Source organism: Bradyrhizobium canariense, assembly GCF_900105125.1.
GTDB lineage: Bacteria > Pseudomonadota > Alphaproteobacteria > Rhizobiales > Xanthobacteraceae > Bradyrhizobium > Bradyrhizobium canariense_A.
Genome location: NZ_LT629750.1, coordinates 1,879,411 through 1,897,476, shown reverse-complemented (window position 1 = coordinate 1,897,476; position 18,066 = coordinate 1,879,411). Strand labels below are relative to the sequence as shown.

Here is an 18,066-nt window from a genome sequence, read left to right as displayed (position 1 = left end):
CATTAGGTGCACTCCCGACGCTTGATATTCTATCGGTCAAGCATGATGCGTTTCCCGGATGGATCTTCCATGAATCAGACCGGCTCATCCGATATGGTTGTGACGCCGCGGCTTCCGGTGACTGCGTCCATCAAGGCCGCATTTTCGCGTCAGCCGGTGGTCTGGCTCGTTGCTCTTCTGGTCGCCATCGTGCATGCGGCGACTGCCGGTCGCTACGATGCGCAGCGCAACGAATTGTATTTTCTGGTGTGCGGCTGGCATCCGGACTTCGGATATGTCGATCAACCGCCGCTGGTGCCGCTGATCGCAGCCGCGACGCAAATCTTCGGCATCAACATTTGGCTGCTGCGCCTGCCGGCCACCATCGTTGCGGTCGGGCTCGTGTTGCTTTGCGCGGCCTTTGCCCGGCTGCTCGGCGGCGAGAGCAGGGCGGCTTCGTTGGCGGCCATCGCGGCGGGCATTGCGCCCGGCCTTGCCGCGCTCGGCTCGCATCTCACGACGTCAACATTCGAACCCATCGCCTGGACTGCGGCGGCGTTCCTGCTGGCGCGCGCCGTCCTGCGCGACACGCGCTCCGACCTGATCTGGATCGGCGTCCTGGTGGGCGCGGCGATGGAAGCCAAATGGGGCATTGCGGTCTGGCTGGTCGCGCTCGGTATCGGCGTGGTCGCGACGCCGGCGCGCAAGATATTCTTCTGGTGGCAACTCTGGCTCGGCATTGCCGTTGCGGCGGTGCTGTTCGCGCCAAACCTGATCTGGCAGTGGCAGCACGGCTGGCCGTTCTTTGAGGTGATCCTGCCGCATCTCGACAGCCAGAAGAATTTCACGGGGCCGTTCTGGAAATTCGAACTGGATCAGGCGCTGTCGATGAACGTCGTGCTTGCGCCACTGTGGCTGGCAGGCGTGGCAGGTCCATTCATCGACCGCCGCCTTGCCGATGCACGCTGGTTGTCACTGGCCTTCGTGCTGGCGACGGCGTTCTATTTTCTTCAGCGCGGCACCAATTATTATCTGTTTCCGGCCTATCCTACCATGTTTGCGGTCGGCGCAGTCTGGTGCGAGCGGCTTGCCGCGGCCGTAACGCGCATCTGGATAACAGCCGCGCTCGGCTTTAGCGCGCTGGTCGCGCCGATCGTGCTGCCGATCCTCGAGCCGTCGCAACTGCAACGCTACATGGAGATCATGCACATCAAGCCTCGGCCGATCGAGGCTGCCGGTGTCGGCGCGCCGCTGACCCAGAGCCTGTCCGATGAGTTCGGCTGGCGCGATCTCGAGAACAAGGTGGCGGCGGTCTTTCACCGGCTCTCGCCGGAAGATCAGGCCCGCGCCGCGATCCTGACCGCGAACTACGGAGAAGCCGCCGCATTGGACGTCTTCGGCGGCAAGGACGGATTGCCGCCGGCGTTGAGTGGGCAAAATCAATATTGGCTCTGGGGTCCGCGCAGCCACGACGGTTCGCTGATCATTCATGTCGGCGGAGACGCCGAGCGGTGGCGGCGGATTTGCGGTTCCATCGAGGACGCCGGCAGCTTCGGCAATCCCTACGCCATGCCCTACGAGAACGATCGTGCGATCTTCATCTGCCGCGACACGCGAGCGCCGCTCGACCGGCTATGGAACAGGTTGAAGCGTTTCCGCTAGAGCATGATCCGGAAAAGTGGAAACCGGTTTTCCGAAAAGATCATGCTCAAACAAAAAGATAACGCAAGAGCATGATTCAACTCAGTTGAATCATGCTCTTGAGCATGGTCTCAAAAAGGAAAAATCGGTTTTTGGTAAACAGCGATTCGTCCAAAACACTTAAGGTGTCAGGTCACCGCCAAAAATACCGGAACCCGACATAGACGACGACAAGGCAAGCGAAGATCAGGGCGACCGGAAGCTGGGGTTTTGCGTTGGGGCCGTTTTTGGCCTTGGACCGTTGCGGTGCCGGCCGCTTGAAGGCCGTCACGTTATCCGTCACCGGCTCGTTCAAATGGGCCCGAATGTCGGGCGGGGTGCCGTGGCCGCCCATCTCGGCATAATAGGCCCGGTACATCAGATTGATGGTGGCCTCGGTCGCTTCAGCTTCCTTCATTTCATTGAGAAACGACCTATAGCTGGCAAGGAAGGTCTGGGCTTCGGCGGGCAGGGCAGAGGCGCCGTTCAGCTTCGCCATCATCTTCCAGGTCGCGAAGTCCGTTCGAGCCTTGGTGTCGGCCCGTCGCGCGATCAGCATGTCGGCAGCTTTGATCAAGATGGCCCCAGGTCCTTTCGACGATCCTTTCGACGAATCCTCCGATTGAGTTACGCGTTCCCGGTGATCAGGAGAAGTAGCTGGATCACATAGCCGGTCGCCGTTCGCAGTATCGCCGAAATAACATCAAGATTTAGACCGAGTTGCGCGCCGACCAACGGAAGAATGATCAGAATTCCGATCAGGATCAGCATGCCATAGGGTTCCAGCCGGGACAGCGGGATCGCCAGCACGTTCGGGAGTAAGCCAACCGCAACCCGGCCGCCGTCGAGCGGCGGTATTGGCAGCATGTTGAAAATGGCAAGCACGACGTTGATAACGAGGGCGTTTTTCAGATTGTCGGCGATCCATTGTGCCGCGTTTGCGGGGGCATAGTCCAGCAGATGAAATGCCAGCGCCGCGGACAGGGCCAGCGCGATGTTGGTGGCGGGTCCGGCCAGTGCCACCCAGACCATGTCGATCCGGGGGTTGCGCAACGCGCGGAAATTCACCGGCACCGGCTTGGCGTAGCCGAACAGAAACGGGGAGTGGGACAGCAACAGGATGGCCGGCAGCAGCAGCGTACCGAACGGATCGATGTGCTTCAGGGGATTGAAACTGACGCGGCCTCGTTCCCAGGCGGTGTTGTCGCCGAAATGGTGCGCGACAAAACCGTGGGCGGCCTCGTGAAAGGTGATGGCGATGACGAGCGGTACCACCCAAACCGATATGGCATAGAGAGTGCTGTTTAGGGGCAATCGGTCATTCCATTCGGTTCCAACAAGGGCGCGACGCTACCACGAATCGACCGAAACAAGTGCTCCTGAACACGATGCCTGCGTCAGGGAGCCGTCCCCGGATATTGCGGCAGCCCATCCTCGAGCTTCACCCAATCCATTTTTTCGCTGACCCAGATGTGCTCGGTCGGCGTGAACGCGTGGCGGTCGTCGAATACGGCCAGCGCGACGCCAGCCGCGGTCCCGTTCTTGCGCCAGGAAAATAGCCGCGTGCCGCAGGTCTTGCAAAACACCCGGTCGAGCGCTTCCGAAGACGCATAGCGGCCGGTTTCGCCCTCAACCGTGAGCGCGGTCTGCGGAAACAATGCGCGGGCATAGAACGGCGACCCCATCGCCTTCTGGCAGTTGCGGCAGTGGCAAATGCGGACATTGATCGGCTCGCCCTCGGCCCTGAACCGGACCGCGCCACACAGGCATCCGCCTTCCCTGATCATAAGGCCTCCGCCGCCAACTCTAGTAAGTCGCGCGACCGCCGGAAATGTCGAACACCGCGCCGGTGGAGAACGCGCAATCCTCCGAAGCCAGCCACGCCACCATCGCCGCAAGTTCTTCCACCAGGACAAACCGCCCCTTCGGAATCTTCGACAGCATGAAGTCGATATGCTGCTGCGTGAGCTGGTCGAAAATCGCGGTTTTGGCGGCGGCAGGCGTCACCGCGTTGACGGAGATCTCGTGGCCCGCGAGTTCCTTGCCCAGCGATTTGGTCAGCGCGATCAGGCCGGCCTTTGACGCCGAGTAGTGGGCAGCGTTGGGGTTGCCTTCCTTGCCGGCGATCGAGGCGATGTTGACGATGCGGCCGTAGTTTTGCTTGACCATGGCTGGCACGATCGCCTTGCAGCAGATGAAGGGACCGTCGAGATTGATGCGCAGGACCTTGCGCCACTCCTCGAGATCGGTTTCCCACACGGTCTTGTTGATTCCGGCGATGCCGGCATTGTTGACGAGAATATCGATCTTGCCGAACGCTCCAAGCGTGGCGTCCCTGGTTTTCTCGACCGCGGCGAGGTCGGAGACGTCGACCTTGAACGCCGTCACGGCCGGGCCGATTTCCTTGGCGGTCTTCTCGGCAAACGGCAGGTCGTGATCCCAGATCGCGACCTTTGCGCCGGAAGCGACAAAACGCTCGGTGATCGCGCGCCCAAAACCCTGAGCGCCGCCGGTGACAACGGCGCAACGTCCGTTCAGATCGATCTTGTTCATGGGGATATCCTTTTGAATTACAGCGTCCAGCCGCCGTCGATGACGTGCGCAACACCAGTCGTGAATGAACTCTCGTCGCTGGCGAGATAGACCGCCAAAGAAGCGATTTCCTCGGCCGTGCCGAGCCGTCCCATCAGTTGCCGGCTCACGAACATCTCGCGCCCGCCGGGGCCTGCGGCCGCGGCGCGCTGCAACATCGACGGCGTCTCGATCGTACCGGGGCAAATGCAGTTGCAGCGAATGCCCTTGGCGATGAAGTCGACGGCGACAGAACTGGTCAGTGCGGCGACCGCGGCCTTGGTCGCGCCATAGACGTAGCGATTGGGCGCAGCCTTGAATACGCCGGCCGCCGAGGAAATGTTCACGATCGAGCCGCGGCCAGATTCCAGCATGCCGGGCAGGAATGACCGGATGGTCCGGTGCATCGATTTGACGTTGAGGTCGAACGAAAAATCCCAGTCTTCGTCGGAGCATTCCAGCACGGTGCCGTGATGCACGAAACCGGCCGCATTGAGCAGGATGTCGACTTGGCCTGCGCGCTTGGCCATCGCAGCGACCGCGGCGCTGTCCCGTACGTCGAGTTTCGCCACTTCCGCAACGCCCTCGTTCTTCAACGCGGCGAGTTTGGTTTCGTCAATATCGGTTGCGAAAACCGTGGCGCCTTCACGCGCAAAGGCCACCGCGCAGGCGCGGCCTATGCCCACGGCCGCCGCAGTCACGAATGCACGTTTGCCCTTCAGGCGGTCTGACATTGAAATCTCCTCACAGTTCGCTTGATGGAATTGTCACCCTCATCGTCATTGCGAGGAGCGAAGCGACGAAGCAATCCAGATCTCCGCGGGGATTCTGGACTGCTTCGCGGAGCCCGTCGCCGGGCGGCGCTTGGCGCCGACCCGGTGGCCCGCAATGACGGCGCTGTCTAATGATTATCCCGCGCAACGCCGACGCGGCCGGCGATGTCGTGATAACGCGTCGCAAACTCCATGCATGCGCCGGTGGCGTGCTGGCCGACGGTTGAGCGATAGAGCTCCTGCCACGGCGTCTGGTTGGCCGGATAGGGGAAACCACCCTTGGCCTTGAGCTCGACGTGCCGCCGCTTCAGCTCTTCATCCGAGATCAGGATATTGGCGCTGCCCTTGTTGAGGTCGACGCGAACCTTGTCGCCGGTCTTGAGGATCGCCAGCCCGCCATCGGCGGCGGCTTCCGGCGTCGCGTTGAGGATCGAGGGCGAGCCCGACGTGCCGGACTGACGGCCGTCACCGATGCAGGGCAGGGACAGGATGCCGCGCTTGATGAGGGTCGCGGGCGGCTGCATGTTGACGACCTCGGCGCCGCCGGGATAGCCGATCGGACCGGTGCCGCGAACGAACAGGATGCAGTGCTCATCGATATCGAGCGAGGGATCCTCGATCCGGTGGTGATAGTCCTCCGGCCCCTCGAACACGATGGCGCGTCCTTCGAACGCATTCGGATCCTTGGGATTGATCAGATAGCGGTCGCGGAATTCCTTCGAGATCACGCTGGTCTTCATGATCGCGGAATCAAACAGATTGCCGCGCAGCACCAGGAATCCGGCATCCTTGACCAGCGGCTTGTCGTAACTCCAGATCACGTCGTTATCCGGCTTCGGCGCTTCGCGGCAATTGTCGCCCATGGTGCGGCCGTTGACCGTCATGGCGTCTTCATGGATGCGCTTGTGCTTCATCAGCTCACGCACCACGGCAGGCACGCCGCCGGCGCGATGATATTCCTCGCCGAGGTAGAAACCGGCCGGCTGCATGTTCACCAGCAGCGGGATTTCGTGGCCGAATTTCTGCCAGTCGTCGATCTTGAGCTCCACGCCGATGTGGCGCGCGAGCGCGTTGATATGGATCGGCGCGTTGGTCGAGCCGCCGATCGCCGAATTGACGACGATGCAGTTCTCGAACGCTTTGCGGGTCAGGATGTCGGACGGCTTCAGATCTTCCCAGACCATGTCGACGATCCGCGTGCCGGTCTCATAGGCGATCTGGCCGCGTTCGCGATAGGGCGCGGGGATCGCGGCGCAGCCCGGCAGCGACATGCCCAGCGCCTCGGCCAGCGAATTCATGGTGGAGGCGGTGCCCATGGTGTTGCAGTGGCCGACCGACGGCGCCGATGAGGCCACGATATTCATGAACTCCTCGTAGTCGATCTCACCAGCGGCCAGTTGTTCGCGCGCTTTCCAGACCACCGTTCCCGACCCGGAACGCTGGCCATTGTGCCAGCCATTCAGCATCGGTCCGCCCGAGAGCACGATCGCCGGCAAATTGACGGTTGCCGCGGCCATCAGGCAGGCAGGCGTCGTCTTGTCGCAGCCGGTCGTGAGCACCACGCCGTCCAGCGGATAGCCGAACAGGATTTCGACCAGTCCGAGATAGGCGAGGTTGCGATCCAGCGCGGCGGTCGGCCGTTTGCCAGTCTCCTGGATCGGATGCATCGGGAATTCCATCGCGATGCCGCCGGCGGCGCGGATTCCTTCCCGGACCCGATGTGCCAATTCGAGATGATGGCGGTTGCACGGTGACAGGTCGTTGCCGGTCTGCGCGATGCCGATGATCGGCTTGCCGGATTGCAATTCGTGCCGGGTCAGGCCGTAATTCAGGTATCGCTCAAGATAGAGCGCGGTCATTCCGGGATTGTGGGGGTTGTTAAACCACTCGCTGGAGCGGAGTTTGCGCCGGGTGGTCCCGGCTGGCGGCTTGTTCATTAGGTTCTCCCGGGTTCTCCCGCAGCGCACACGCCTTATTTTTGTGCGTCATTTGTTACTGGGGCCGATGTTCGCATGTCACCGCCCGGATCGCAATGTTTGCGCTGAGGACAAACCTCAATACGACTTTGATCCAACGACATCGCCAAAAAAGTCTGATAAAGACCCGATCAAACAAGACAATGACTGCGGCATCACCGCGGGGATCATAGGCTTTCGGGAGGGTAAGTATGTCGTCGGTACAGATTCGCGACGTGCGGAAATCGTTTGGTGGCTTTGAAGTCCTGCACGGCGTGACAATTCCGATCGAGGACGGCGCCTTTGTCGTTCTGGTCGGCCCTTCCGGCTGCGGCAAATCGACTTTGTTGCGGATGCTGGCCGGGCTCGAAAACATCACTTCGGGTACGATTTCCATCGGCGACCGCGTCGTCAACAACGTCCAGCCCAAAGAGCGCGACATCGCGATGGTGTTCCAGAATTATGCGCTCTATCCGCATATGACGGTCGCCGACAATATGGGGTTTTCGCTGAAATTGCGCGGCGCGAAGGCCGAGGAAATCACCGCCGGCGTCAAGCGTGCCGCGGAAATCCTCGATTTGACCCCGCTGCTGGATCGTTATCCCCGGCAATTGTCGGGAGGACAGCGCCAGCGCGTCGCGATGGGGCGCGCGATCGTGCGCGATCCGCAGGTGTTCCTGTTCGACGAGCCATTATCCAATCTCGACGCCAAGCTGCGCGTGGCGATGCGTACCGAAATCAAGGAATTGCATCAGCGGCTGAAGACCACCACGGTCTACGTCACCCACGACCAGATCGAAGCCATGACCATGGCCGACAAGATTGTCGTGATGCATGACGGTATTGTGGAGCAAATTGGCTCGCCGCTTGAACTGTATGACCGGCCGGACAATCAGTTTGTCGCCAGTTTCATCGGATCGCCGGCGATGAACTTCCTCAAAGGCAAGGTGAAGACCAATGGCAGCGCCAGTTTCGAAGGTCCGAACGGCCTGAAGCTGCCGCTGAAGTCCGCCCCCGCCAATTCCGACGGCCGGCCCGTCGTGTATGGCGTCCGACCCGAGCATTTCACGATCGCGGATGACGGCGCCGAAGCGGAGATCGTGGTTGTGGAACCGACGGGATCGGAGACCCAGGTGTTCGCCAAGCTCGGCGGCGAACAGATCGTCGCCGTGTTCCGCGAGCGTCATCAATTCAGCCCGGGCGACAAGGTCCGGCTTAAGCCGGATCCATCGCTGATCCATCTATTCGACGAGCCGACCGGCAAGCGACTTTAAGATTTATCAAAACACCAATTGGTCGATGAAGAGCCAATAAAACAGGGAGAGTACGAAAGATGACTAACTTTACACCGGATCGGCGGTCCTTGCTGAAAGGCGGTGCCACCATGCTGGCCGCCGCGGCAACCATGTCGGGCGAGCAATTGCTGGGCTATGCGAAGGCGTGGGCGCAGACCGCGCAGTGGAAGCCGGAAGCGGGCGCCAAGATCAATTTGTTGCGCTGGAAGCGTTTCGTCGAGGCCGAGGATGTCGCCTTCATGAAGATCGTCGATGCCTTCCAGAAGGCAACCGGCGTCACCATCAACGTCTCCAACGAATCCTATGATGACATCCAGCCCAAGGCATCGGTCGCGGCCAACACCGGGCAGGGCCTCGATATGGTCTGGGGTCTCTACTCGCTGCCGTTCCTGTTTCCGAGCAAGTGCGCCGATATGACCGACGTCGCCGAGTACCTCGGCAAGAAGTGCGGCGGTTGGGCTCCGTCGGGCGAGGCTTACGGCAAGCTGGACGGCAAATGGATCGGTGTTCCCGTTGCCGCCACCGGCGGTCTCGTGAACTACCGCATGTCCGCGGCCGAAAAAGCCGGTCACAAGGAATTTCCGAAGGATCTCGCTGGTTTCGCCGACCTGATCAAGGGCATGAACAAGAACGGCACACCGGCCGGCATGGCGCTTGGGCATGCTTCCGGCGACGCTAATGGCTGGCTGCACTGGGCATTGTGGGCCCATGGCGGCAATTTGATCGATAAGGACAACAAGGTCGTCGTCAATTCTCCGGAGACCGCCAAGGCGCTGGAGTATGTCAAGGGCCTGTACGATAACTTCGCGCCGGGCACCGCGTCGTGGAACGACAGTTCCAACAACAAGGCGTTCCTGGCGGGTCAGCTCTATCTGACCGTCAACGGCATCTCGATCTACGTCACGGCGAAGACCGATAATCCGCAAATGGCCGCCGACATCAATCACGCCCATCTGCCGGCGGGATTGGATGGCAAGACGCGAGAATTGCATCTCGGCTTCCCGATCCTGGTCTATAACTTCACCAAGTTCCCGCAGGCCTGCAAGGCGTTCACCGCCTTCATGATGGAACCGGCGCAGTTCGATCCCTGGGTTGAAGCCGCGCAAGGCTATCTCTCGCCGTTCCTGCTCGGCTACAACCAGAATCCGATCTGGACCTCCGATCCCAAGAACACGCCCTACCGCAACGTGGCCGAGACGGCGCAGACGCCGGCCGGTATCGGCAAGATGGGTGAAAATGCCGCTGCCGCGATTGCCGACTTCGTGGTGGTCGACATGTTTGCGAACTACTGCACGGGACGCGAAGATGTGAAGACGGCGATGGCTTCGGCGGAACGTTCCGCCAAGCGCATCTTCCGGTGAGGCAATTGCCGGCGCGGTCTTCCGCGCCGGCCCGTTTTTACTTAAGAATTCGACGACGCCTGGCGCAAGACAGCGAACGGGCGTCGTCTTCCCGGTTCGGAATGGAGCGGCATGAGTACCCTGCAAACTTCGGTTCCAGTACAGGCTTCCAGCGCCGACACGCCATCGCTTTGGGCACGGCTGCGGGTCAACCGTAACTGGGTGGCGTTGTGGTTCATGCTGCCGGCGGCGGCATTCCTGATCCTGTTTCTTGCCTATCCGCTCGGCCTCGGTGTCTGGATGAGCTTTACCGATGAGCGCATCGGCCGCACCGGTGTTTTCATCGGGCTGGAGAACTACCAATGGCTGTGGGATGACTCGATCTTTTGGCTCTCGGTGTTCAACACGCTGCTCTACACGATCATCGCCAGCGCCATTAAATTTGCGGTCGGTCTTTATCTTGCGCTGCTTTTGAACCGGCATATGCCGTTCAAGGCGATCATCCGATCCATCGTCCTGATTCCGTTCATCGTGCCGACCGTGCTCTCGGCGATCGCGTTCTGGTGGATTTACGATGCCCAATTCTCGATCATTTCATGGTCGCTGATCAAACTGGGTCTGATCGACCACAACATCAACTTCCTCGGCGATGCCAATCTGGCGCGCGGCAGCGTTATCTTCGCCAATGTCTGGCGCGGCGTGCCCTTTGTCGCGATCACGCTTCTGGCCGGCCTGCAGACGGTGTCGCCTTCGCTTTACGAGGCGGCGACGCTCGATGGCGCCACCAACTGGCAGCGGTTCCGCTACATCACCTATCCGCTGCTGACGCCGATCATCGCGGTCGTGATGACCTTCTCGGTGCTGTTCACGTTTACCGACTTCCAGTTGATCTGGGCCTTGACCCGCGGCGGTCCGGTGAATGCCACGCATCTGATGGCGACCTTGAGCTATCAGCGCGGCATCATCAGCGGCCGGCTCGGCGAGGGCGCCGCGATTGCGACCGCCATGATCCCGTTCCTGCTGGTAGCCATTGCGATTTCATGGTTCGGCATGCAGCGCCGGAAATGGCAGCAAGGATCGAACAATGACTGATTCAGCCTTGCAATCGAAAGTACACGCCGCCACGCGGGACGACGACAGCGATGGCATGAGCTATCTGGAGTCGTTGCCGCGCCGCCTGGTGACGCTGTATCTGCCGCTGTTCATCATTCTGGTCGTGCTGCTGTTCCCGTTCTACTGGATGGCGCTGACGTCGATAAAGCCGGACGAACAGCTGATCGACATGGACAAGTTCAACCCGTTTTGGGTGGTCCATCCGACATTCAAACATATCAGCAAGCTGTTGTTCGAAACGCAGTATCCGCGTTGGCTCTGGAACACGATGTACGTGGCGGTGGGCGCCACGACGCTCTCGATCATCGCCAGCGTGCTGGCGGCCTACGCGATCGTGCGGCTCAGGTTCAAGGGCGCGGACACCGTCGGCATCCTGATCTTCTTTGCCTATCTGGTGCCGCCGTCGATTCTGTTCATTCCGCTGGCGTCCGTGATCCAGGCCTATGGTCTGTTCGATTCACCGCTGTCGCTGATCCTGGTCTATCCCACGCTGCTGATTCCGTTCTCGACCTGGCTGTTGATGGGATACTTCAAGACCATTCCGTATGAGCTTGAGGAATGTGCGCTGATCGATGGTGCGTCGCGCTGGCAGATTCTGGTCAAGATCGTGGTGCCGCTGGCCATTCCCGGCCTGATTTCGGCTTTCATCTTCTCCTTCACGCTGTGCTGGAACGAGTTCATCTACGCGCTCACCTTCCTGCAATCGACGCCGAACAAGACGGTTCCGGTCGCGATTGTGAATGAGTTCGTCGACGGCGATATCTACAAATGGGGTTCGCTGATGGCGGGCGCGCTGGTCGGCTCGCTGCCGCTGGTGATCCTTTACGCGTTCTTCGTCGAGCATTACGTATCGGCGATGACCGGAGCCGTGAAAGAATAGACGAGGGGCTTCGCGTCCGGTCTTTGGCGTTTTTCCTGGCGCGAACGGGCTTCCGCTTCGCGCGAAACGCCAAGAATAAATATGTAACAAGAATAAAAAGGAGTTTAAGTCTTGCACATTCTGGTTCTGGGCGCAGCCGGCATGGTCGGCCGCAAATTGACCGAGCGGCTGCTGCGCGATGGTCGTCTCGGCAACAACGACATCACGCGCATGACGCTGCAGGACGTGGTGGCGCCGGCGAAGCCCGCCAACATCGGATTTCCGGTCGAGACCGTAACCTGCGATTTCGCGGTGCCGGGCGCGGCGGAAAAGCTGGTCGCCGATCGTCCCGACGTGATTTTCCATCTGGCGGCGATTGTTTCCGGCGAAGCCGAGCTCGATTTCGACAAGGGCTACCGGATCAACCTCGACGGCACCCGGATGCTGCTCGACGCCATCAGGGTGATCGGCGGCGGCTACAAGCCGCGCGTCGTCTTCACATCGTCGATCGCAGTGTTCGGTGCGCCATTTCCCGACGCCATCGGTGATGAGTTCTTTCATACCCCGCTGCTCAGCTACGGAACGCAGAAGGCGATCGGGGAACTGCTGCTGGCGGACTACTCGCGCCGCGGCTTCATGGACGGTATCGGCATCCGGCTGCCGACCATCTGCGTTCGTCCCGGCCTGCCCAACAAGGCGGCTTCCGGATTCTTTTCCAACATCCTGCGCGAACCGCTTGCCGGCAAGGAAGCGATCCTGCCGGTATCCGAGGACGTGCGGCATTGGCACGCTTCGCCGCGTTCGGCGGTCGGCTTCCTGATTCATGCCGCAACCATGGACACGGCGACGGCCGGCGCCCGTCGCAACCTCACGATGCCCGGCCTCTCGGCCACCGTCGGCGAGCAACTCGCGGCCCTGAAGCGGGTCGCGGGCGACAAGGTCGCAGCCCGCGTGAAGCGCGAGCCCGATGCCTTCATTATGGGGATCGTCGACGGCTGGCCGCGCAATTTCGACGCCAAGCGGGCGGTCAAGCTCGGCTTCACCACCGCCGAGAAGACCTTTGACGACATCATCCGGATTCACATCGAGGACGAACTGGGCGGCAAATTTGTCGCCTGAAACGGTCTTGAGCGAACCGGCCCGGACTTGGCGATGACCCGGACCTGGCCATGATCAGGGTTGCCTGCATCGGCGAGTGCATGATCGAACTCAAGCAGGCCGAGCAGGGCCTGTATTCGCGAGGCTACGGCGGCGATACCCTGAACACCGCCGTTTATCTCGCCCGGCTAGGTGCCAGCGTCGACTACGTCACGGCGCTCGGCGACGACCCCTTCAGCGACGAGATGGTCGCGGGCTGGGCGGCGGAAGGCATCGGAACGAAACAGGTGGCGCGATTGCCCGGCAAATTGCCGGGCATCTACCTGATCCAGACCGACGACGGCGGCGAACGCCGGTTCTTCCATTGGCGCGAAAGTTCGGCGGCGCGAAGCCTGCTGGACCTGCCCGAAGCCGACCATATGCTGAGGTCGCTGGAGGGCTATAACGTCGTTTATCTCTCGGCGATCACGCTGTCGATTTATGCGGCGAGCGGTCGAGAGCGGTTGATGTCGGCGCTTCGGCGGGCCCGCGAACAGGGCGCGCGCGTTGTCTTCGACACCAATTTTCGCGCCCGCTTGTGGCCGGACCTGGACGTTGCACGCCGCGTCTATCGTGACGCCTTCGACATCGCCGACATTGTATTGGCCTCGACGGAGGATCTTGTGCCGCTTTACCCCGACCAAACCAATGAGCGCATGATCGCGCAGATCCCAAGCCCCGAGGTCGTGTTAAAATTGTCCGACCCCGAAAGCATGCTACGCTTCGCCGGTGTTTTGCAGCACGTCAAAGCCGAACCGGTGACAAAGCCCGTCATCGATACCACCGCGGCGGGCGACAGTTTTGCCGCAGCCTATATTACCGCGCGGCTTGCCGGCGCCGAGCCGTCCGAAGCGGCGCGCGCCGGACACCACCTGGCCGGGGTTGTGGTGTGTCATCCCGGCGCGATCATTCCGCGCTCGGCTATGCCGGAAATATCCGAAGCCGGGCCGGCACCCTCTCGCAAGGCACGTTCATGACCTCGCCCCCCAAACAACAAAAACTCGCTGTTCTGTTCAAGTCAGCATGCGTCATTCCCGTGCTTACGATTGATCGTCTTGACGATGCGATTCCGCTCGCGCGCGCGCTCGTCGCGGGTGGCGTCCGCACCCTCGAGGTAACGCTGCGCACGCCGGTTGCGGTTGAGGCCGCAAAGGCGATCATCGCCAACGTGTCCGATGCGGTGGTGGGGATCGGCACCATCCTGAACGCGAACGATTTATCCAGCGCCGAAGCGCTTGGCGCCCACTTCGGCATCAGTCCCGGCGCAACCCCGGAATTGCTGAAGGCTGCGGCCGCGAGCCCCTTGCCGTTCGCACCGGGCATCGCAACGGCGTCCGAATTGATGCAGGCGTTGGCGCACGGCTTTGATCTGGTCAAATTCTTCCCGGCCGAGCAGTCCGGCGGTATCAAGGCACTTCGTGCGCTGGCCGGCCCATTTCCCAACGCGCGGTTCTGTCCGACCGGCGGCATCGGCGAGGCCAACGCCGCATCGTGGCTGGCCGAGCCGAACGTCGTGGCCGTCGGCGGCTCCTGGCTGTGCTCCGCGGCGGATATCCGGTCCGGCAACTGGGCCGGCATAACCGCCATGTCCGAGCGGGCCATGAAATCGTTGAAACCCGCGTGAAGTATCGATGTCATTGAGCTAAACATATCCGAATAGACAGGGAGAGCCGCCATGACCGCCAGTATTGTAGGATGGGCGCACACGCCATTCGGCAAGTTCGATGCCGAGACCGTCGAAAGCCTCGTGGTCCGCGTTGCGAATGAGGCCATTGCCGATGCCGGCATTTCGGCTTCCGACATCGATGAGATCGTGCTTGGGCATTTCAACGCTGGTTTCTCGCCGCAGGATTTCACCGCTTCCCTGGTGCTGCAGGCCGATCCGAAGTTGCGGTTCAAGCCAGCGACGCGGGTCGAGAACGCCTGCGCCACGGGATCGGCGGCGGTGCATCAGGGCGTCAGAGCGATCGCGGCGGGCGCTGCGAAAATCGTGCTGGTGGTCGGCGTCGAGCAGATGACGCGCACGCCGGGACCCGAGATCGGCCGCAACCTGCTGAAAGCGTCCTATCTGCCGGAGGACGGCGACACCCCCGGCGGTTTTGCCGGCGTGTTCGGCAAGATCGCGCAGACCTATTTCCAGAAATACGGCGACCAGTCCGATGCACTGGCGATGATCGCCGCCAAGAACCACAAGAACGGCGTCGCCAATCCCTATGCGCAGATGCGCAAGGATTTCGGCTATGAATTCTGCCGTTCCGAGAGCGAGAAGAATCCCTATGTTGCGGGGCCGCTGAAGCGCACCGATTGCTCGCTGGTGTCGGACGGCGCGGCGGCGCTGGTGCTCACGGATTCCGAGACCGCGAAAACCATGGGCAAGGCCGTCAACATCCGTGCCACCGCCCATGCCCAGGATTTCCTGCCGATGTCCAAACGCGACATCCTGCAGTTCGAAGGCTGCACCGTGGCCTGGCAGCAGGCGCTGCAGAAGGCCGGCGTGCAGCTTTCGGATCTGTCCTTTGTCGAGACCCATGATTGCTTCACCGTGGCCGAGCTGATCGAATATGAGGCGATGGGACTGACCCCGAGGGGGCAGGGTGCGCGCGCCATCAAGGAAGGCTGGACCCAGAAGGACGGCAAGCTGCCGATCAATCCGTCCGGCGGATTGAAGGCCAAGGGCCATCCGATCGGCGCCACCGGCGTCTCCATGCACGTGCTGAGCGCGATGCAGCTCGTGGGTCAGGCGCCCGAGGGCATGCAGATCAAGAACGCAAAGCTCGCGGGCATCTTCAACATGGGCGGCGCGGCGGTCGCGAACTACGTCTCGGTGCTGGAACCCGCCAAATAGCCGGGACGACACCGAAGCGCATACGCCCATACGCTGGGAACCCTTGATCTTGGCTGCGACCCGCCGTTACTAGACCCGAGAAGCTGCGGCGCATGAACGTGCCGCCAATATCGGGGAGTGAGCGACAGCATGGGACCGTTGCAAGGCATCAAGGTCATCGACATGACGACCGTGCTGATGGGGCCCTATGCCACCCAGATGCTGGGCGACTATGGCGCTGACGTCATCAAGATCGAGACGCTCGAAGGCGATGTGACGCGGCTGATCGGCCCGACGCGCCATCCCGGCATGGGGCCGGTGTTCCTCAACACCAATCGCAACAAGCGCAGCATCAGCCTCGATCTGAAGAAGCCTGCCGGGCGTGACGCGGTGCTGCGGCTGATCGCATCGGCCGATGTGCTGATTTACAACGTGCGGCCGCAGGCGATGGCGCGGCTGCAGCTCGGCTACGACGTGGTCTCGAAACTCAACCCGCGTCTGATCTATGCCGGCGTATTCGGCTTCGGCCAGAACGGGCCGTATGCGGCGAAGCCCGCTTATGACGATCTGATCCAGGGCGCGACCGGACTGCCGGCGCTGATGGCGCAAACCAACGACGGCATTCCGCGCTACGTTCCGAACGCCCTTGTCGATCGCATCGTCGGGATCACGGCGGTAGGCGCGATCTGTGCCAGCCTCGTGCATCGCGATCGCACCGGGCGCGGCCAGCGTCTCGATGTCCCGATGTTCGAAACCATGGCGGGTTTCGTGATGGGGGATCACATGGGCGGTCTTACCTACGAGCCGCCGCTCGACAAGGGTGGCTATGCGCGGCATCTGTCACGCGATCGGCGGCCGTACAAAACCTCGGACGGTTATGTCTGCGTGATCGTCTATAACGACAAGCAATGGGAAAGTTTCTTCCAGGCCACCGGCCGCGACGATCTGCGCAGCAATCCCAAATTCGCAACCTTCGCCGGGCGCGCTGTCAACATTGACACGGTCTATGGCGAACTCGCCCGCATCTTCGAGACACGCACGACGGCCGAGTGGATTGAGCTGTTGAACAAGGCCGATGTGCCGGTCATGCCGATGCATGACCTCGAAAGCATCTTGCAGGATCCGCATTTCACGGCGACCGGTTTCTTTCCGGTGGTCGATCATCCGACGGAGGGGCCGATCCGCAGCATGAAAGTTTCCGCGACCTGGTCGGAAACGCCGGCAGAGACAAAACGCCTTGCACCGCGGTTAAGCGAGCACAGCGAGGAAGTTCTGCGCGAAGCTGGATTTTCCGCCGATGAAATCGCAGGCCTGATCCGCGACGGCGTGACGAAGCTCGCGCCCATTACGCAAGACAACAGGACATAAAGCACATGGATTTCGCGCTCTCGGCCAATCAGGAGTCGATCCGCGACGCGGTCGGAAAGATCTGCACCCGTTTCGACGACGCCTATTGGCTGAAAAAGGACAAGGAGGGTGGTTTTCCCTCCGACTTCCACAAGGCATTGGCCGAGGCCGGCTGGCTCGGCATCTGCATTCCCGAGGAGTATGGCGGCTCCGGTCTTGGCATTACCGATGCCGCGATCATGATGCGGACCATTTCGGAGTCCGGCGCGGGCATGTCCGGCGCTTCCGCCGTGCACATGAACGTGTTCGGGCTGAATCCCGTGGTGGTGTTCGGCACCAAGGAGCAGTGCCAGCGCATGCTGCCGCCGATCGTCGAAGGCAAAGAGAAGTCTTGTTTCGCGGTCACCGAGCCGAATACCGGGCTCAACACCACGCAGTTAAAAACGCGCGCGGTACGCACCGGCGACAAATATATCGTCAACGGCCAGAAGGTCTGGATCTCAACGGCGCAGGTGGCCGAAAAGATCCTGCTGCTGGCGCGTACCACGCCGCTGGAAGAGGTGAAGAATCCGACCCATGGTCTGAGCCTGTTCTATACCGATTTCGACCGCAAGCGCGTGGCGGTGCATGAGATCGAGAAGATGGGACGCAAGCCCGTCGACTCCAACGAGTTGTTCTTCGAGAATTTTGAAATCCCGGTTGAGGATCGGCTTGGCGAAGAGGGCCGTGGCTTCGAATATATCCTGCACGGCATGAATCCCGAACGTATCCTGATCGCGGCCGAAGCGGTCGGGCTCGGCAAGGTGGCGCTGTCGCGCGCCAGTGCCTATGCGAAAACCCGCAACGTGTTCAATCGCCCGATCGGCATGAACCAGGGCATCCAGCATCCGCTCGCGAAGAACTGGATGGAGCTCGAGGCGGCGTGGCTGATGGTGCTCTCGGCGGGCTGGCAATACGATCAGGGCATGCCCTGCGGGCCGGCAGCCAATGCCGCAAAATATCTCGCGGCGGAAGCAGGATTTCAGGCCTGCGAGCAGGCCGTCATGACCCATGGCGGCTTCGGTTATGCCAAGGAGTTTCACGTCGAACGTTATCTGCGCGAATCCCTGATCCCGCGCATCGCCCCGATCAGCCCGCAACTCATTCTCAGCTTCATTGCCGAGAAGGTGCTGGGCCTGCCGAAGTCGTACTGA

17 protein-coding genes are annotated in these 18,066 nt (G+C 61.4%); 11 read left to right on the top strand and 6 right to left on the bottom strand.

Features of this window, described 5'->3' with window-relative positions; genetic code table 11:
- The first annotated feature begins 69 nt into the window (after positions 1-69).
- Positions 70-1,641 (top strand): ArnT family glycosyltransferase, encoded by a 1,572-nt coding sequence (locus BLV09_RS09315; protein WP_167558668.1) that lies wholly within the window; start codon positions 70-72, stop codon positions 1,639-1,641.
- A gap of 172 nt (positions 1,642-1,813) precedes the next feature.
- Here BLV09_RS09315 and BLV09_RS09310 read toward each other — a convergent pair whose 3' ends face one another.
- From BLV09_RS09310 to BLV09_RS09285, 6 genes are all read right to left on the bottom strand, one after another.
- Positions 1,814-2,218, bottom strand: a complete 405-nt coding sequence (locus tag BLV09_RS09310) for a hypothetical protein (RefSeq protein ID WP_100386815.1) — start codon at positions 2,216-2,218, stop codon at positions 1,814-1,816.
- Between the two features lie 68 nt (positions 2,219-2,286).
- Complete coding sequence (locus BLV09_RS09305) at positions 2,287-2,973, bottom strand: site-2 protease family protein (RefSeq protein ID WP_146687079.1); 687 nt, start codon at positions 2,971-2,973, stop codon at positions 2,287-2,289.
- An 83-nt stretch (positions 2,974-3,056) separates the two neighbouring features.
- Positions 3,057-3,446: a GFA family protein gene (locus BLV09_RS09300; RefSeq protein ID WP_146687078.1), complete on the bottom strand. Its 390-nt coding sequence runs from the start codon at positions 3,444-3,446 to the stop codon at positions 3,057-3,059.
- A 19-nt stretch (positions 3,447-3,465) separates the two neighbouring features.
- Positions 3,466-4,212 (bottom strand): SDR family NAD(P)-dependent oxidoreductase, encoded by a 747-nt coding sequence (locus tag BLV09_RS09295; RefSeq protein ID WP_100381296.1) that lies wholly within the window; start codon positions 4,210-4,212, stop codon positions 3,466-3,468.
- A 17-nt stretch (positions 4,213-4,229) separates the two neighbouring features.
- The gene (locus BLV09_RS09290) at positions 4,230-4,964 is read right to left on the bottom strand and encodes an SDR family oxidoreductase (RefSeq protein WP_146687077.1); all 735 of its coding nucleotides are present in this window, start codon (positions 4,962-4,964) and stop codon (positions 4,230-4,232) included.
- 167 nt (positions 4,965-5,131) lie between these two features.
- Complete coding sequence (locus BLV09_RS09285) at positions 5,132-6,940, bottom strand: IlvD/Edd family dehydratase (protein ID WP_146687076.1); 1,809 nt, start codon at positions 6,938-6,940, stop codon at positions 5,132-5,134.
- Positions 6,941-7,170: 230 nt separating this feature from the next.
- Between BLV09_RS09285 and BLV09_RS09280 the strand changes: the two genes are divergently transcribed.
- The 10 genes from BLV09_RS09280 (at position 7,171) to BLV09_RS09235 (ending at position 18,066) form a co-directional block, all read left to right on the top strand.
- A complete protein-coding gene (locus tag BLV09_RS09280) occupies positions 7,171-8,232 on the top strand; it encodes an ABC transporter ATP-binding protein (RefSeq protein ID WP_146687075.1) in 1,062 nt (353 codons plus the stop codon).
- A gap of 59 nt (positions 8,233-8,291) precedes the next feature.
- Positions 8,292-9,614, top strand: coding sequence for an ABC transporter substrate-binding protein (locus BLV09_RS09275; RefSeq protein ID WP_146687074.1), 1,323 nt, complete (start codon positions 8,292-8,294; stop codon positions 9,612-9,614).
- A gap of 111 nt (positions 9,615-9,725) precedes the next feature.
- On the top strand, positions 9,726-10,685 hold the full coding sequence (locus BLV09_RS09270) for a carbohydrate ABC transporter permease (RefSeq protein ID WP_100381301.1): 960 nt from the start codon (positions 9,726-9,728) through the stop codon (positions 10,683-10,685).
- Positions 10,678-11,586: a carbohydrate ABC transporter permease gene (locus BLV09_RS09265; RefSeq protein ID WP_100381302.1), complete on the top strand. Its 909-nt coding sequence runs from the start codon at positions 10,678-10,680 to the stop codon at positions 11,584-11,586. Before BLV09_RS09270 ends, BLV09_RS09265 begins: the two co-directional genes overlap by 8 nt.
- Positions 11,587-11,697: 111 nt before the next feature.
- Positions 11,698-12,684, top strand: coding sequence for a D-erythronate dehydrogenase (denD, locus tag BLV09_RS09260; RefSeq protein WP_100381303.1), 987 nt, complete (start codon positions 11,698-11,700; stop codon positions 12,682-12,684).
- 50 nt (positions 12,685-12,734) lie between these two features.
- Positions 12,735-13,679: a sugar kinase gene (locus BLV09_RS09255; protein ID WP_146687073.1), complete on the top strand. Its 945-nt coding sequence runs from the start codon at positions 12,735-12,737 to the stop codon at positions 13,677-13,679.
- Positions 13,676-14,326, top strand: coding sequence for a bifunctional 4-hydroxy-2-oxoglutarate aldolase/2-dehydro-3-deoxy-phosphogluconate aldolase (gene eda, locus BLV09_RS09250; RefSeq protein ID WP_146687072.1), 651 nt, complete (start codon positions 13,676-13,678; stop codon positions 14,324-14,326). The genes BLV09_RS09255 and eda overlap by 4 nt, the downstream gene beginning before the upstream one ends.
- 51 nt (positions 14,327-14,377) lie before the next feature.
- Positions 14,378-15,547: an acetyl-CoA acetyltransferase gene (locus BLV09_RS09245; RefSeq protein WP_146687071.1), complete on the top strand. Its 1,170-nt coding sequence runs from the start codon at positions 14,378-14,380 to the stop codon at positions 15,545-15,547.
- Between the two features lie 129 nt (positions 15,548-15,676).
- Positions 15,677-16,894 (top strand): CaiB/BaiF CoA transferase family protein, encoded by a 1,218-nt coding sequence (locus BLV09_RS09240; RefSeq protein WP_146687070.1) that lies wholly within the window; start codon positions 15,677-15,679, stop codon positions 16,892-16,894.
- A gap of 5 nt (positions 16,895-16,899) precedes the next feature.
- A complete protein-coding gene (locus BLV09_RS09235; protein ID WP_146687069.1) occupies positions 16,900-18,066 on the top strand; it encodes an acyl-CoA dehydrogenase family protein in 1,167 nt (388 codons plus the stop codon).

Coding starts and splice junctions, on each gene's coding strand:
- BLV09_RS09285 (WP_146687076.1), bottom strand. CDS start 6,940: ATGAACAAGCCGCCAGCCGGGACCACCCGGCGCAAACTCCGCTCCAGC.
- BLV09_RS09315 (WP_167558668.1), top strand. CDS start 70: ATGAATCAGACCGGCTCATCCGATATGGTTGTGACGCCGCGGCTTCCG.
- BLV09_RS09235 (WP_146687069.1), top strand. CDS start 16,900: ATGGATTTCGCGCTCTCGGCCAATCAGGAGTCGATCCGCGACGCGGTC.
- BLV09_RS09295 (WP_100381296.1), bottom strand. CDS start 4,212: ATGAACAAGATCGATCTGAACGGACGTTGCGCCGTTGTCACCGGCGGC.
- eda (WP_146687072.1), top strand. CDS start 13,676: ATGACCTCGCCCCCCAAACAACAAAAACTCGCTGTTCTGTTCAAGTCA.
- BLV09_RS09265 (WP_100381302.1), top strand. CDS start 10,678: ATGACTGATTCAGCCTTGCAATCGAAAGTACACGCCGCCACGCGGGAC.
- BLV09_RS09275 (WP_146687074.1), top strand. CDS start 8,292: ATGACTAACTTTACACCGGATCGGCGGTCCTTGCTGAAAGGCGGTGCC.
- BLV09_RS09280 (WP_146687075.1), top strand. CDS start 7,171: ATGTCGTCGGTACAGATTCGCGACGTGCGGAAATCGTTTGGTGGCTTT.
- BLV09_RS09255 (WP_146687073.1), top strand. CDS start 12,735: ATGATCAGGGTTGCCTGCATCGGCGAGTGCATGATCGAACTCAAGCAG.
- BLV09_RS09290 (WP_146687077.1), bottom strand. CDS start 4,964: ATGTCAGACCGCCTGAAGGGCAAACGTGCATTCGTGACTGCGGCGGCC.
- BLV09_RS09240 (WP_146687070.1), top strand. CDS start 15,677: ATGGGACCGTTGCAAGGCATCAAGGTCATCGACATGACGACCGTGCTG.
- BLV09_RS09245 (WP_146687071.1), top strand. CDS start 14,378: ATGACCGCCAGTATTGTAGGATGGGCGCACACGCCATTCGGCAAGTTC.
- BLV09_RS09300 (WP_146687078.1), bottom strand. CDS start 3,446: ATGATCAGGGAAGGCGGATGCCTGTGTGGCGCGGTCCGGTTCAGGGCC.
- BLV09_RS09270 (WP_100381301.1), top strand. CDS start 9,726: ATGAGTACCCTGCAAACTTCGGTTCCAGTACAGGCTTCCAGCGCCGAC.
- BLV09_RS09310 (WP_100386815.1), bottom strand. CDS start 2,218: ATGCTGATCGCGCGACGGGCCGACACCAAGGCTCGAACGGACTTCGCG.